Origin of the sequence: Nostoc sp., assembly GCF_036919595.1 — a bacterium.
In the GTDB taxonomy this organism is placed as follows: Bacteria; Cyanobacteriota; Cyanobacteriia; order Cyanobacteriales; family Nostocaceae; genus Nostoc.
The window spans coordinates 62,540-78,533 of record NZ_JBALCO010000005.1 but is presented as its reverse complement, the minus strand read 5'-3'; the positions used below and the strand labels follow the sequence as shown (position 1 = coordinate 78,533).

The 15,994-nt window shown below is 39.4% G+C and carries 8 protein-coding genes and 1 pseudogene; 6 read left to right on the top strand and 3 right to left on the bottom strand.

Annotated elements, in window-relative coordinates; all coding sequences use genetic code 11:
* Positions 1–6: 6 nt before the first annotated feature.
* Both hpsA and metH read right to left on the bottom strand, forming a co-directional pair.
* Positions 7–4,614, bottom strand: coding sequence for a hormogonium polysaccharide biosynthesis protein HpsA (hpsA, locus tag V7K21_RS00435; RefSeq protein WP_335170873.1), 4,608 nt, complete (start codon positions 4,612–4,614; stop codon positions 7–9).
* 482 nt (positions 4,615–5,096) lie between these two features.
* The gene (metH, locus tag V7K21_RS00430; protein ID WP_335170872.1) at positions 5,097–8,627 is read right to left on the bottom strand and encodes a methionine synthase; all 3,531 of its coding nucleotides are present in this window, start codon (positions 8,625–8,627) and stop codon (positions 5,097–5,099) included.
* Positions 8,628–8,806: 179 nt separating this feature from the next.
* Here metH and V7K21_RS00425 point away from each other — a divergent pair, with 179 nt between their 5' ends.
* From V7K21_RS00425 to V7K21_RS00415, 3 genes are all read left to right on the top strand, one after another.
* Positions 8,807–9,586 (top strand): hypothetical protein, encoded by a 780-nt coding sequence (locus tag V7K21_RS00425; RefSeq protein WP_335170871.1) that lies wholly within the window; start codon positions 8,807–8,809, stop codon positions 9,584–9,586.
* 32 nt (positions 9,587–9,618) lie between these two features.
* Positions 9,619–10,041: a DUF488 domain-containing protein gene (locus tag V7K21_RS00420; protein WP_335170870.1), complete on the top strand. Its 423-nt coding sequence runs from the start codon at positions 9,619–9,621 to the stop codon at positions 10,039–10,041.
* 312 nt (positions 10,042–10,353) lie between these two features.
* Positions 10,354–10,983 (top strand): DUF4126 domain-containing protein, encoded by a 630-nt coding sequence (locus V7K21_RS00415; RefSeq protein ID WP_335170869.1) that lies wholly within the window; start codon positions 10,354–10,356, stop codon positions 10,981–10,983.
* A 652-nt stretch (positions 10,984–11,635) separates the two neighbouring features.
* Here V7K21_RS00415 and V7K21_RS00410 read toward each other — a convergent pair.
* A pseudogene (locus V7K21_RS00410) lies at positions 11,636–11,890 on the bottom strand (DDE-type integrase/transposase/recombinase); the annotation flags it as partial.
* Positions 11,891–11,983: 93 nt separating this feature from the next.
* On the opposite strand from V7K21_RS00410, the gene V7K21_RS00405 reads away from it, so the two are divergent.
* The 3 genes from V7K21_RS00405 to V7K21_RS00395 all read left to right on the top strand — a co-directional run bounded on the left by V7K21_RS00405 (position 11,984) and on the right by V7K21_RS00395 (position 15,978).
* The gene (locus V7K21_RS00405; protein ID WP_335170868.1) at positions 11,984–13,222 is read left to right on the top strand and encodes a diaminopimelate decarboxylase family protein; all 1,239 of its coding nucleotides are present in this window, start codon (positions 11,984–11,986) and stop codon (positions 13,220–13,222) included.
* A 173-nt stretch (positions 13,223–13,395) separates the two neighbouring features.
* Positions 13,396–14,436: a fatty acid desaturase family protein gene (locus V7K21_RS00400; protein ID WP_335170867.1), complete on the top strand. Its 1,041-nt coding sequence runs from the start codon at positions 13,396–13,398 to the stop codon at positions 14,434–14,436.
* 660 nt (positions 14,437–15,096) lie between these two features.
* A complete protein-coding gene (locus tag V7K21_RS00395; protein ID WP_335170866.1) occupies positions 15,097–15,978 on the top strand; it encodes a peptidoglycan recognition protein family protein in 882 nt (293 codons plus the stop codon).
* The last annotated feature ends 16 nt before the right edge of the window (positions 15,979–15,994 follow it).

Below are 15,994 nucleotides of genomic sequence, written 5' to 3'. Positions count from 1 at the left end.
TAAAGATTAACTACAGCTAGGACGTTGATCGGCATCGACGGCATAACTACTGTCTGAGGCTTTTTTGGCACACAACAACGTTTGCACCCATGTATCATCTCGACCAACTTCCCGGAAGTACTCATTGGGTTTGTTATTTGGCGTTATCGCTAACTTTTGCGAAAATGCATCTGGTGATTGTGAGAGCAAGGCGACATCATAACCCCACTGCCGATTGGGAGGCTGGTAAAAAGGTAATTGACCATTAGAATTATTTATCGGATATGCTGTGAGAGATGAGCCATTTAAGTATGCTAGATATGGTGCAGTAGCGTAGGCACTACGAGTTCTTTGGATAAAAGAGCCGTTAATTGTAGCTATACTAGCTGCGCTTGAGTCACTTGGGTTCCAATTTTCCAAGAGGCGGACAAAGTTGTGTAAACCACCATTGTCTTCTGTAGGACGAGCTGGGGTGTCTGCCCCTGCTGCGGCTAAGTTAAAGGTGGTAGATGTTGCCCATTGAAGCCAATAAGAATTCTGTTGGCTGCCAGGACCCAGTACGTTAAATGCATTTTCATCACTAGTGCTGAAAGCAACTCTAATTTGTAACACTGGCGATAAAGCTGGTTGGGTTGTAGTAGCAGTAAATGTTGTTGGTGAAAGTACTGTTGGAGGATTATTATCACTGTTGTTTGAATAGAACCATAGAGAATTAGCTGTGTTATCTGGGTGGCTAGAACTGAAAGTACTGAATGGAAATGAAGTTATTTTGCCGCTCTTGATACCTATAATGATTGGTTTATTACTAGCATCAAGTGTGAGTTGTCCAGATGCATTACGGAGAAAGGCAACACGACGAGGATAGCCTAGATATTTAGAATTAGTCGGTGATTGTGCTGTTGTACCTGCTAAATGGGTAGTCAGAGAAAAAGTCTGTCCAATACTACCAGTAGCATCCGAGGCTCTTAGACCTGCTGGATATAGAGCAATATCACCGGGTAGTGTTACGTACCAACCACTACCCGGAGTACCAGTACCCGGATCGCAAGTTGAAACAGGTAGTGTCAGACATACTTCCATTAAATACTCTGGGGCAGTTTTCCTTCGCTGGATGGGTGTAACAAAGTTGTTGAGATAAGAACTGCTTTTACTGCTAAGGGGCAAGCCGTTACTACCATACCAAGCAGCATTGATGACATTGGCGTTGTTGGTAGCAAACCCATTGTTCTGAAATGTGGTAATAGAAGCGTTATCTCCTAAATTATTATTCAGGTCATAGTCTCCATCGCTGCGGTAGCCCAACTGAAAGTTATTAGAAAGAAGTGTGATCGCATCTGACAATACGCTGGCAGGTCGCCATGTGTCCCCAGTGGTACAATTTGGTAGTCTAGGGTCACCAGTACGACAAGCAAAGTTTGGATTAAGGTCTGATCCAGCGCGAGAGTAAAAATTGCTCAAATCACTAGCTAGAGCTGTATTAAACTCTTCTTGGCTATGTTTATTAAAGTCGCCTTTAATAAATACAGGCAAGTTAGAAGCTAGAACCAAGCCTTTTTCTGCATCTCTGTAAGCCTGAACACGCAAGATTGGGTTGCCATTGATTAACATAATGGCGTTGGGACGGCGAGTTGGGTCAAGTTTATAATCTACAGGGCTTTGTGATTTTTGAGTATCTTGTTTTGTTTGTCTTTGTGTCGCTGTATCTGTTGCTGTAATGCCAGCAGGATAACTCAAATCCGGCAATGCATCATCACGAGTAGCGTAAATAATACCGCTATTAGGAATTAAGTATTCTTGTGGTGTTGCTGTGCCATAAGTAGTTATCCGCAACTTATTAATGTCTAATACAGTGGCGCGAATTTCTAAAGGTTGGCGGGTTTCTTTAGCGAGTTCATAGTCTGTAGACGGGCTTGCTACTGTCCCAGTTGCATTAATAGTACAGGTATATTGAAAGTAACAAAGCGTTGATGTCCCAGTTCCATTTCCATTTACACCATCAGCGTTGGTAAATGTTTCTACACCAGCTGTTGATACATCTTTATGAATTGCCTTAATCTGTCTGGCATCTAAAAAAGCAGTTTCGTAAATTGCGCCGTGAGGGATGACGCTAATACTTGGAGCGCCGATACTACCATCTAATATTTGGATGGCACAAATAGAAGCATCAATAGCAGACTGCTCTGAGATTGTGAGTGTCCCAGAGGCAGCGACTAGCCCCATAGCGGTGTTCAGTGTTGGATTTACTAACCGCCCATTGGGATACATTAAATTAGCTTGGTATTTTAGTAAAGCTAAATAGTCAGAAACACCCTTTGTTGGAGCTGCGTAGACAATACCATTATGGGAGTTACCACCCGTATTCCCGTTATATGGAAGAGCTACAAGGTTCTTAGCTGTAGTGCTATTTGTCGGGTCGTAGAAGCTACTTATACAAGCAATAGGTTTAGGGCTTGTCGCACTGTAGCCACTCGCTTGGTAGTGATAAACTGCTGTAGCCCGCATCCGTAAATACGGCGTGTTAACAGGATCAGGTAATACTATATTAGTCTTGTAAGTATCTAGATTAATGCCAATAGTATTAGGCACGGGCATCATATCTGACCAAATTCTATTTGTAGCTGCTGCCGCTGTGTTCAAAACAGTTTGGGTACTACTAACGGTTAAAAGTGGAGGTAAATAAATCCCTGCACCAGTGACTACCCGTAAGCCACCCACAGGAGCAGCGACAGTAGTTGGTACTGTCGCTGCTGCTGATTCCCAATCTCCATCTCGGTCAACAGTTCCTAAATCAGCCAGTTGCTGTACACGACTGCTGCGAGTGCGAGTTCCACTTCCGCTATCCCAGTTAACATTTTTAATATCTTGAGTATCTTTGATAACATCTTGACCAACAAATGCCGTTCCGTTCCACCACAATGCAGGTAGGTTATTGCCAAGCAAAATGCGATCGCCAACGTATTGTTCTTTACCTAATGCTTGTTGCGTAGTTGGTAGTGTAGCTTTAGGTAACAGCTTAGAACTACTAATATTAAGTGCTAAATTGGAATAATTAGTTTTAGTTTGACCATCACTAGCAAGAAACGGATAAACCCAAGTGTCTTGTGGACGCAGTGACTTACCACTTCCTTGTAAGACAGTAGTAGTGGTATAATCTGTACTAGTAGCAGGATTTATTATTGCATTTCCACCAAAACCAACTTCACCATAGGGTACACGGCGGGTACGTTGTTGAAAGTAAAGTACTAACTGGTTATTACGGACAGTGGATAGTTGCGCTGCACTGGCAGTAGCTGTAGTTAGATTTAATAGTTGTAGTTGCTGTGTAATGGCATCTTGAACTTCCTGTGGGTCAGTAGATGCAGCGTTACCCATCTGTGCTAGCACCAAAAGATTGATCCGCTGTGCATAAGCTAGGCTATTGTAGGCAATATTACTCGTTCCGTCAGTGACTGATATGTTAGCGCTAGTATTACCATTTTGAGTAGGATTAACTCCTTGTCCTTGGAATAAATCCACTAGAGTACCGCTACTTGCATTACCAGTGAAACCACCAGCTCCTAAATTGCCACCTACAAAAATTTTGGCATTGTCCTCACTATAGAAACAGGAATTTACACTACTAACCTGATAAAGTCTCACATTATTGCCACCAGTCAGGAAGTTACTATTAGTCAAGATCCGTCCATTTAGGTTAAATGTGGGTCCAGGGGTAAGTTCTATATCATCGTTATAAACCACCGCGTTGTTAACTAGCGGTAGTTGTACACGGTCTTGTTGATATTCTAAACTTGAAAAACCTTTATTCCCTTTAAAAGCTTCGTAATTACCTGCATTACTACCAGTCGTTGGTGGGTTAGTGATGGGAACATTAGCAGTGTAGACGAAAAAGCTTTTTTGGAGCTGACCAGCAATACTAACCCAGCCCGTACTCCCCACCAAAGCAGCACTTGTTGCTACACTATTTTTACAACTGTTGCTTAGACTACCAGAAGTCATGGGCGGAGTTCTTGCCTCTAGAGGATTTCTAGGACGGCTGTATGTGCCACTAGTTATAGGCGGAGTTCGGAAGTAAATTCCATAAAGAGTATAGGAGTCAAACTTCCCATTGTTATTTGTATCAGTAGGGAACATCCATGCAGTTGTTAGATCTTGTGGCTGACTTTCTCCTGTTGGTGCAGTTGTATAAGCATAATGTAGCTTAAGTGGAGTTTCGTCTCCAAAAGTAAATTCAGGCAAATTAGCAGTACTACTTAAGGTATCCTCTAAAACTTTATCTGAAGGTACGGCTCGTGGTAGTCGGCTGTCACTAAATAGCTTGTCTAATTTGGCTCTAGCTCTGTCAAGGGCTGGTACTGCGGCGTTAAGTACAGCCTGATTCACCCGGACATTACTGGCATTTTTTGAGCGTTCAAAAGACCGAAATAAAATGGCAGTGGTCAATAAGACAACTACTATTAATACCATTGATACTGTCGGCAATAAAAACCCAGCATTCTCTGAGCCACCTCTTCTTCTAGTGCCAGAAATATTCCGCAGTAGCCAAATGATTTGCTTGTTAATTGCAGATAAAAATTGCTTACTAATTTGTCTAAAATTTTTTGGAATTGCCTTGAATAGCTGACGTTTTCGAGACATAGTTGCTTCCCTGTCAATTGATTTATAGTGGATTTACTATTTTTTATACATCTTAATTTGTACCTGCAAAGTATTTTTACAGGCAAAATATGAGATTATGTTTAATGTAACTACTGGATCTGGTTTTGCTAACTTCTAAAGAAAGTGGCTACAAGAAAAGATAATTTACTTCAAGTTATATCATTGATGAATGGTTTATTTTATCCGTGAAACACTGATTTTTTCAAAATTATTTAATTTAATTCTGATAAAGAATAAGAGCATAACTTTACAGTAAAATTGCGGAAATGTATTTTATATAAAGACAAGTTTATAAATATTTTGTTAACAGAATAAGCTTATAATACCCATCTGTTAAAGGAAAGATATCAGTTGGGTGCAAAATAATTAGATACAACTGTTCTCACTTCGGTGCAATACTGTTGTAACCTCACCCTGTCCTGACTTTAATCCCTCTCCTTATCAAGGAGAGGGGATATGGATTAAGCGCTAAAGTATTTTGCTACTGGGTGGTAAGCAATAATCGCAGTGGTAGACTGTTCTGGATAAAGTTGTTCACTTTCATCCATATACAAATTAATCCTGTCAGTCTTCAATAACTCCAGCTGCTTGTACTGATCTTGGATATTTGGGCAAGCTGGATACCCAAAGCTATATCGTGAACCACGATAGCGTTGTGCTAATATATCACGAATATTGTCGGGTTCTTCAGCAGTAAAGCCTAACTCTCGGCGAATTCTGGCGTGTGTCCACTCAGCTACAGCCTCCGCCACCTGCACCGCCATTCCGTGGAAATACAGGTAATCTGTGTATTGATTAGCAGCAAATAGCTTTTGGGCAAACTCTGTTGCAATATCCCCCACAGTTACCGCCTGCATTGGGAACACATCAATAATTCCCGACTCCTTTGGTGCAAAGAAATCTGCTATGCACAGCCGCCTTAAAGACTTTTGTCTGGGAAACTCGAAAGTTGCAACTTGTTGTGATTGGTTTTGTGAGTCATATATATGTAAAGAATTCCCCTCAGCTTGACAAGGGAAATACCCATAAATCACCTGGGGATGCAACAGATTTTCCTCAAGAATCCGCTGTTTCCAATTTTCCAAAACTGGGTATACTTTCTCAGCTAAAAAAGCCTGATATTCTTCCTTAGATTGCTCCTTTGATTTGCGGAATTGCCACTGTCCAGCAATCAAAGCTTGTAAATCTAAATGCCAGAATATTTCCTCAATAGGAATATCATTAGGCTGCAATAACTGCGTTCCCCAGAAAGGTGGTGTCGGGCGTTCAATATCTATCGCTACTGCTTCTGAATGCCGCGTATCCACCTCTTTTGGTTCAGCAGATGCTATTTCCTTAGCAGTCGTAGTTACTGATTCTTTGTGACCATTTGTCGAAACTTCAGCAATTTCAACTTCGTTCAAAAATCCCTGCAAATCTTCCCAATTACCAGCAGCTTTAGCTGGCATTAATTTATCCATGAAGTGCAAGTCAGAAAAGGCATCTTTGCCATAAACAACCTTACCTTTGTAGGTTTTTTGGCAATCTTCATGCACAAATTTAGGAGTCAGCGCCGCACCGCCTAAAATCACGGGGACGGTAATTCCTTTTTCGTTGAATATTTCCAAATTCTCTTTCATGAAGGCGGTGGATTTTACCAGCAAACCACTCATGGCAATACAATCAGCTTTGTGCTGTTCGTAAGCGTTGATGATGTTTTCCACTGGCTGCTTAATTCCTAGGTTAATTACCTTGTAGCCATTGTTGGACAAGATGATATCTACTAAGTTTTTACCAATATCGTGGACATCACCTTTCACCGTCGCAATAATAAAGCTTCCCTTCCCATTGTTGCCAGATTCTGACTTTTCCATGAACGGTTCTAGATAGGCTACCGCCGCCTTCATGGTTTCCGCAGATTGCAAGACGAAGGGTAACTGCATTTGTCCTGAACCGAACAATTCGCCGACAACTTTCATGCCATTTAGCAGGAAGGTATTGATAATTTCTAAGGGGGGATATTCTTCTAGGGCTTTTGTGAGATGTTCTTCTAAGCCAATGCGTTCGCCGTCAATGATGTGACGCTTGAGTCGTTCGGGGATGGGGAGACTTTCATCTAAGGAGCGATCGCGTTTTGTCGTTACCCCAGCAAATACTGTGGTAAGCTCTCCCAAGGGATCGTAAACGCAAACATTACCCTCAAATTTCCGTTCGTCATAAATCAACTGGCGACAGATTTCTTGATGGCGTTCTTCAATCTTGGAAAGCGGTAAAATCTTGTTTGCACTGACAATGGCTGCATCCATTCCCGCCGTTGTCGCCTCGTGCAAAAACACCGAGTTCAGCACCATCCGCGACGCTGGATTTAAACCAAAGGAAATATTGGAAACACCCAAAATTACATGACATCCAGGCAATTCTTGACGAATCCGCCGGATAGATTCAATTGTGGCTTTACCGTTTTCTCGGTCTTCTTCAATCCCGGTGGAAATTGGTAACGCTAGCGTATCAAAGAATATTTCTGTGGGTGGTATACCAAATTCTACAGCTTGACGGTAAGCACGCCCGGCGATTGCAAACTTTTTGTCTGCTGTCCGTGCCATCCCGTCTTCATCGATAGTACCAATGACTACGCCAGCACCGTACTTTTTCGCTAACTCCAGCACCTTCAAAAAGCGCGGTTCCCCGTCTTCGTAGTTGGTGGAGTTCAGCAAACACTTCCCACCAGCAATCTTTAAACCCGCCTCCATCTTTTCCCATTCGGTGGAGTCAAGCATTAAAGGTAATGTCACATTATTGACAATGCGTGAAACTAATTCGTGCATATCGCGCACGCCGTCGCGTCCTACATAATCGACGTTGACATCAAGGATATGTGCGCCTTCTTTTACTTGCGCCCTCGCCATTGAAACGAGTCCATCCCAATCTTCGGCATTTAACAAATCGCGGCACTTCTTGGAACCACTGGCGTTAAGACGTTCGCCAACAATCAAGAAAGAATTATCTTGGTCGTAAGGTTGAGTGGTGTAAATTGATGCTGCCGCTGGTTCTAAGCTAGGATGTCTAACTTTTGGCTTCAGGTCTTTAGCAACTTCTGCCAATTGTTGAATGTGTTCTGGACGCGTCCCACAGCAACCCCCAATCACTTGGACACCCAAATCTTCAACAAAATGCATCAACGACATCCGTAATTCTAACGGTGTCAGGCGGTAGTGTGCTTGACCGCCGACGTTTTCAGGTAAACCCGCGTTGGGAATACAGGAAACGATGAAAGGCGAATGTTCTGACAGATACTTGATATGTGGTTTCATCAAGTCTGGGCCTGTGGCACAGTTTAGACCGAGAATGTCAATTGGGTAATGTTCCAGAATTGTCAGCACCGCGCTGATTTCTGAACCTACCAACATTGTGCCCATGCTTTCCATTGTCACAGACACCATCAACGGACGGCGATCGCCTTTTTTGGCAAACACTTCTTCAATCCCATTCAGCGCCGCTTTAATTTGCAGTACATCTTGGCAAGTTTCCACAATGAATAAATCGACACCACCATCCCACAGCGCCTCTGCTTGTTCAGCGAAAGACGCTTTCATTGTGTCAAAGTCAATGTGTCCCAAGGTAGGGAGTTTAGTTGTCGGGCCGATAGAACCTGCCACAAACCGGGGTTTTTCAGCAGTGGAAAATTCCGCAGCCACACGCTTCGCCAATTCTGCGGCTGTCTTGCTGAGGTAATAGGCTTGGTCTGCCAAGTCATATTCTGCCAGCACTAGGGAGGTACTGCCAAAGGTATCGGTTTCAATTACGTCTGCACCAGCAGCGAGAAAGTCACGGTGAACCTTAGCAACTGCTTCGGGTTTCGTGTGGACTAAGTATTCGTTACAACCTTCATACTGTGGGCCGCCGAAGTCCTCAGCAGTCAGGTTTTGGGTTTGCAGGTTGGTTCCCATCGCCCCGTCGAAGACGAGGACTGGGCTATCTGGACTACGCAAGCGTTCAAGGAAAGGATGAGTCATATTTTCCTAGAAGAAATGAGCAAATTAAGTGAGTTTTGTGATACTCCACTTACTTTATTATTTTCCAAAATTTTGGGAGTTTCGGCAGTATTTAATAGAAAAATTCTTATATACTGAAGCATTTAATGTGCTTATATTGTCAATATACGCGGTGGACTAGTTTATACAGAGGTCGTTCTATGGAAAGAAGGAAAATTTTGATTGCAACTAAAACATACCCTTCAATTAGCACTAAATATCAAGAAACAGTCTGTACAGCAGGAGTTTTATTAGGTGATGATGATAAACCAGTTCACTGGATTCGGATTTATCCCATTCGTTTTCGTCAATTAGATTTTGATAAACGTTATCCAAGATGGTCAATTATAAGTGCTAAAATAGAAAGAAATGACAAAGATTATAGAGAAGAAAGTTTTCGTATAGATGATTCTTCGATAGAAGTAATACGAAAAATTGATCCTCGTAAAAACTGGGAAGAGCGAAAAGCCTTGGTTCTGCCACTAGAATTCAAATCTATTCGGGAAATTAAAGAGCAAGGTAAGTCTCTCGGTATCATTAAACCACAAACTATAAAAAAATACTTCTGTAAGGATACAGAACGAGAATGGAACCCAAAACAGCAAGCAATCTTGGATCAACTAGACTTGTTTGAGCCTTCAGTGCAGTTAGATAAAATTCCTTACAATTTTGGTTACGAGTTTATTTCTCAAGATGGAGATAAGCATCGTTGTACAATAAGCGATTGGGAAATTCAACAACTTTATAGAAATTGTAGAGATAGATCAGATGAAACAAGTATGGACAATAAAGAAAAGGAGGCTTTAGAAAAAGTAGGCCAAAAACTAGAAGACGAGTTTTTAAGCAAAAAAGATTTATACTTTATCATGGGGAATTTAAAAACTCACAAAAATAGCTTTATGATTATTGGGATATTTTACCCACCATTACTAAAAATGTAATATTGAAACTTGATTGGTTCCAGGAATTAAAAATGACAGTTAAAGATATTGCTAAAACAAGATGTATACTTACTTTTGGATATGGCAATCGCAAAGACTACGATGCCTTCTTGGAATACCTGCAAAAGTTTGATGTAGAATGTGTTGTTGATGTCAGAATGGTTCCTCGTGCTTGGAGCCGTAAATGGTACGGCGACAAAATTAAAATATTCTGTGAATTAAATAATATTGAGTATATTTCTAAAACCGCTTTAGGCAACACATCTGGTAAAGAAAATTGGATTCCAGTAAATCAAGAAGAAGCAGATAGAGCTCTACATGAAATTGCACAACTTGCTCAAACGGGTAATATTTTACTCTTGTGTGCTGAAATGAACCCGAATCGCTGTCATCGGAAAGAAGTTGCTGATTGCTTGGTAAACTTAGTATCAATGCCTGTTGAGCATTTGGAGTAGTAAACTAAAATTTTCTCGATACTTAGGGAAAAGTGTTCAGTAATCTCATTTTACAAGAGACGATCGCCTGTAGCGTTGATGGTGACGCAGCTACGCCCGTCGTAGACATCGCAATTATCAGGTGGGCAATATTATAGATTTATTGTAGGGGTATGGCATTGCCCATTGACAGAGGTGAGCTTTCATTGAGTCTACACATAGTCAGATGAAATATTTTCATCAAGTTTCTTATCTTGGGATCATAACTGAGAGTTGTCACTTTGTTCAGCTCAAAGATGGAAAAAACACCAGAAGTATAACTTGAGTCCCACTATGGATTTAATTTCTTTGTTCAACCTAAATACATTTATTGAATTATTACTGGGGATTAGTTTGAGCGCGGCGGCTGGCTTTCGAGTATTTGTACCACTGCTAGCATTGAGTGTGGCTTCAGTTTTTGGACATTTAGATTTGCCGACTAACTTTGATTGGCTGGAAACACCTCAAGCTGTAATTGTATTCGCAGTCGCTTGTTTGCTGGAAATTACCGGTTATTACATTCCTTGGTTGGATCATCTGCTGGATATTGTTGCCACACCTGCGGCATTTATCGCCGGGACAATCGTAACTGCTTCTGTTGCTCCAGAGATGAATCCACTTGTGCAATGGACGTTAGCTTTAATTGCTGGTGGTGGAACCGCAGGATTAACTAAGGGATTAATGAATACATTGCGGATAAGTTCTACAGGCGTTTCAGGTGGATTAACCAATCCAGTTGTGTCAACCATTGAGTTGGTTATGGCAATCGCACTGTCTGTGCTGGCGCTAGCTTTACCAGTCGTAACAGGAATGAGCGTGATTGGTTTTCTAATAATAGCTATTCAAAGAATCTGGAATTTCTTCTTCAATAAACCATCTTCTCAAACTAACGAAACCGTCTCTCCATCAAGAGAATTGGGATAAGTACTCATGCATTTGTTTTAGAGCTGCGATCACTATTATCAGGTGGTCGTAGTCTTCGGGTGTGTTAGCGCCGAGAGGACGGCATCTTCTACTATTCTACTTAATTCATTCTCAGGCGGTTGTTAGGATTGATGCAAGCTCTCAGGTAGAATGGACGATCGCCTGTAGCGTTGGTGGTGCGTAGGCATAGCCCGTCGTAGACATCGCAATTATAAAGCGATAGTAGGTTGCCGATTTTGTGCGCTTACAACCCTAATAAGCTTGGTGCAAGATGTAAGAGAATTATATTCTTATACTTTTTAATGCATATAATTTGTTTTCAGTCAATTAATAATGTTAATAATCTAACTATTTTATATTTAATAAAACAGATAATTTTTTTTAGTCAATTAATCAAGTTAATAATTTCATTATTTGATTTCTCAAAAATATTAAACTTTTGTTAAAAAATAATCTTTGTTTGGACTTGATATTGTAATGTGTCTATAGTGTTAAATCACCTATTATTCATCAATAAAATGGAAAAACTACGATTTGTAGTTGTGTTACAAAAACTTGTAAAAGATAAAAGTTCTGTATAAATTAGAACTAGTTATGCGACTACTCCAAAAATTTGAGCAATAGATTTCACTTGAGCAACAATGTCTGTTTTTTAAACTCTCTTAACTTGTCCTTTACGAATCATGTTCATAGCCTCATATCCACTCAAGGTTCGCTTTACCGTGTTGAACGAAGCAAATCCCGTTCCTGATTTTACCAGTCGCTTGATAAATCGATGAACTTGTTCCACATGATTATTTAGATATTTGACTTGTCGTAATTTACAATCATCGGGCAAAAACTCTGATTTTTTGAGTTGCTCAATCGCGATTGGATAAGCGGCATTTTTATCCACATTCATCACTTGTTAAATTCTGTTATGAGATGTTTTTAATGCTTGGCACAAAATTTGTATTGCAAAAAAAATAAAAAACTTTACTAGTAGGAATTATTTTATAGGATGAATTCTTTGAACTATTTTTTAAATTATTCAAAAGTTATAGGAGAAATACCAACACCTGCAATAATTTGGTCTGAAGAAAAAATTATAAATAATATAAGACTTTATAAATTAGCTTTAGAAAATCAAGAAATTGAAATACGTTATGCAGTCAAAGCCTGTGCCCTCAAACTTGTTTTAGAAACTGTTAGAGCAGAAGGATGCGGTGTTGATTGCCAGTCAGTGATGGAGGCTGAATTATCACTAAAAGCCGGAATTGATTTTCAAAAAATTACCTTAAATAGTCCTCGATTAAGAGAGGAAGAGATTTCATGGGCTATCCAAAATAAAATAAAAGTTATATGCGATTCCAAAAACCAAATTGAGATAATTGATAAACTTGTATCAAAATTGCAGTTTCCTAAAGATTGGCGATATGGAGTTAGAGTATCTTTGCCTATTGAAGAAACAAAAAGATTTCACAGCAAGCTTGGCATGGATACATCAGAGATTTTATTTGGTCTGGAAAAAGTTAACCCAAAAACGCTTTCATTACTAGATGAAATTCATCATCATGGAGCAGCCAGAGAAACTAATTCCTGTCTATTATCTAAAGTAACTAAAGAACTTGGTAAATTGGCAAATTTAATTGAAAATAAATTTTCAGTTAGGTTTCAGAAAATTAATCTTGGATCTGGTTTAGATTCTCAAGATATTATTAAAGAAGCTGGAAATGATCTTCAATTAATTTTACATGAATGTTGTAGCCACCTAAAAGAGCAAATAGATACTAAAAACAGAATAATTGTATTTGAACCAGGAAGAGCAATAGTTCAAAATTCTGCAATAGGATTAACAAAGGTAATTAGTAAAAAAAGGATATGGGGAAAAGACATTATCGTAGTAGATATATCTACAAACGTCTTAATTCCTTCACCGTTAGAAAAGTTTTGTGTCTGGCATCCTAACTTTAACAAAAGCAAAACTGAAAATCTATCAGAGTTTGTTGTAGTAGATGGTACTTGTTCGCCTACTGGAGTGATTGTAGAAAGTGTTAAATTACCAACAATAAACGAAGGTGATATGCTTTGGATAGGTTTATCAGGAGCTTATACTTGGTCATTGGCTCAGAGTTTTTATGACTATATTCCCTCTGCTTGGTGGCTTGATAAACAAGGAGTTATAAAGCAGATTGTAGACCGGGAAAATAATAAAAAAATGGCTTTTTATATCAATGGTTTTGAAAATGATATGATTTAGCCCAATACTTAATAGCATTGACAATTGAGAAGAAAATTCTATCTGACATTAGAAAAATCTAACGATCGCACTTCTGAGAAACACTTTTCGATTTACTGACTCTATTTTATTCCCTGAAAACTTTAACTAACTTTAAATATATGTTTACAAAATGGACAAATGTTCTGTCAATAATGCTTTCTAAAGATGAACTATACCATCAAAACATTCAGCCATTGAAGCAGAATTTTGGAAAACATAAGCTTGTACTTAATACTTATGTAGTAGTTTATACAATTTTTGGATACTTTCTGGGCTTGTATTTGATTTTATTAAATCAGGCGGAGAAAAACTTATTAGGAATGATACTTATTACTCATACAAGTATTTGGTCTGCCCTGCTAACTCATGAATTTATACATGAAACTATTTTTGAGAAACGTAGCATGAATCGTCTGTTCGGTTCACTCATGACACTGATTAGTGGTGCTTGTTATGTTTCTTTTAAGCTTCTTAAACAGCAGCATATAAAACATCACTGTAATAAAGTAGGATACGACGGCTTCTCCATTACCTCCTGGGTACTAAGTTTGCCAGCTAGTATTAGGGCAGTCCTCATTACATTAGAATTCTTTTACATTCCTGTTCTTAGCTTCATATCAAGGTGGCGCACTCTCCTTGTCCCTTTGCTCCGCCCAGATTACAAATATATGCGTTTACGAATAGTTATTGTTTTTCTCATCCGCGTTACATTTTTTAGTATCTTGTATTTAATCAATCCCTGGAGTATTTTATATGTTTTTTTAGCGCATATAGCAATGCTCAATATTTTAAGAGTATATGATTGCTATCATCATACCTTTGACATTATTCCTTTAGGTAGCCCAGTACCAAGATTAACTAATGATTATGAACAAGAAAATACATTTTCCTCACTCATCAACCGTAAATACTACTGGACAAACTGGATATTTCTTAACTATGGCTATCATAATGCACACCATTACAAACCTAACGTACCTTGGCATGAACTTCCTAATTTAGATAAAGCAATGTATCCCTCATCCGAAGTACATTGTATTTTGTTTCCTGATTTAATTATCTATTATCATCGGAATAGAATAAATCGAATTTACAAGGGTCTAGGCTCTCCAACTGTTAAAGAAGGAAAACTACAAATTAATAAGTTTTGGGGAATCATTATGAACATTTCTTTTATTGTTTATGATGTTTAGAGAATGTTAACCCTTGCGAAGAAAAGGTAGAGCAAATTATTTAAGTACACGTCAGCGCAAAAAAGGGTTGGAAATCGAGGAAGATATTCCAGTAAGTCTTTAAAAATGATCTCGAATTTACCAAAGAATTAGCAGCAAAATTACCTCAACTCAAAGAATCTGAAGATTTAGAATTAGCAGAGAAAATTGCTAGAGGTGAAGATTTAGATCCAAAACGCGCTGATGGTGAAGCTTTGCGTGCCTTGCGTCAACTTTTAGAGGAAAAAGATCCATAGCAACACTGGGGTGGACTTAAAAAGGTCTTAACTCGAGAGGGACATAACCTCTGGCTATGCGAAGACCACGCAGCACAGTATAAACGCTAACCATTTTAAATTTGAGATAGCAATCTTAATTTTTAGAGACACAATTCATCAACTATTCCCGCAGTAGTAATAGTTTTGAGAGCATTTAAATAGCTCCATAGATAGAGAAAGCGTCTAAAACAATTACCTAGCATTGCAACATATACTAGTAACGTAAATTTAACTAGAATTAAGGTATTATAGCGATTATTATTTGGATACCATCTGCGGTAGGGGTTTACAGAAGTACGCCTCTATGAAAAACACGCCAGTTTAGCTATAAGTTAATATCTACCGTTTTACGGGTATTAGAAAAATGAGGTTTACAGACTGGGCGACTAGGGTGCTATTAATCTCGCTGATGTTCATGGCTCTAATTGTAGTGCTGCTAATTGGACGAGCGACAAAATTACACAATAATCCGATAACATACCATACATCCAATCCACGGGTTACAGCCTGGAGTCAATATCCTCAGGTGCAATTTCAATCAGCGAAAGAGCCGGAGAAGAAATCTCAACGTGTTCTCAAATCCCCAATTAAGATTAACAAGAAGCCTATAGCAAGGTACGTAACCACTCAAGCTTTTGCACAGTACAGACCTAATTATCAAGTCGCTTCGGTTGACCAAAGTAACTATGGAGAACGGTACGCCCAAGATGTTAACGGCGTAACTCTCAACAACCAACCGATTATCGTCCTCCATGAAACTGGTTATTCTGCTTCCAGCGCGATTAATTTTTTTCAAGTAGCCCATACCGATGAAACTGTGCAAGCAAGTTACCACGCCTTAATCAAGCTAGACGGAACGGTGATTTATCTAGTACCGCCAGAAAAGCGAGCTTTTGGTGCAGCTAACTCAGTATTTGAGAGTCCAGAGGGAGTGGAAACTGTGCAGACTAATCCGAATTTGCCTGCGTCTGTGAATAATTTTGCTTATCACGCTTCTTTGGAAACACCGCCAGATAGTTATGACAGTAGCAGCCAACAAACCCATAGCGGCTACACGGAAGCTCAATACAATTCTCTTGCTTGGTTAATTGCTCAAAGTCAAGTGCCAGACGATCGCATTACTACCCACCATCTGGTAGACCGTTCCGGTAAAAAAGTTGACCCGATAAATTTTGATGGGAATAAATTTCTGAACTTACTTAATACTTATCGTCAGGTCAGACCAATCTATAGAGTAAGTAAATAAAAAGTGGTGCCGTACT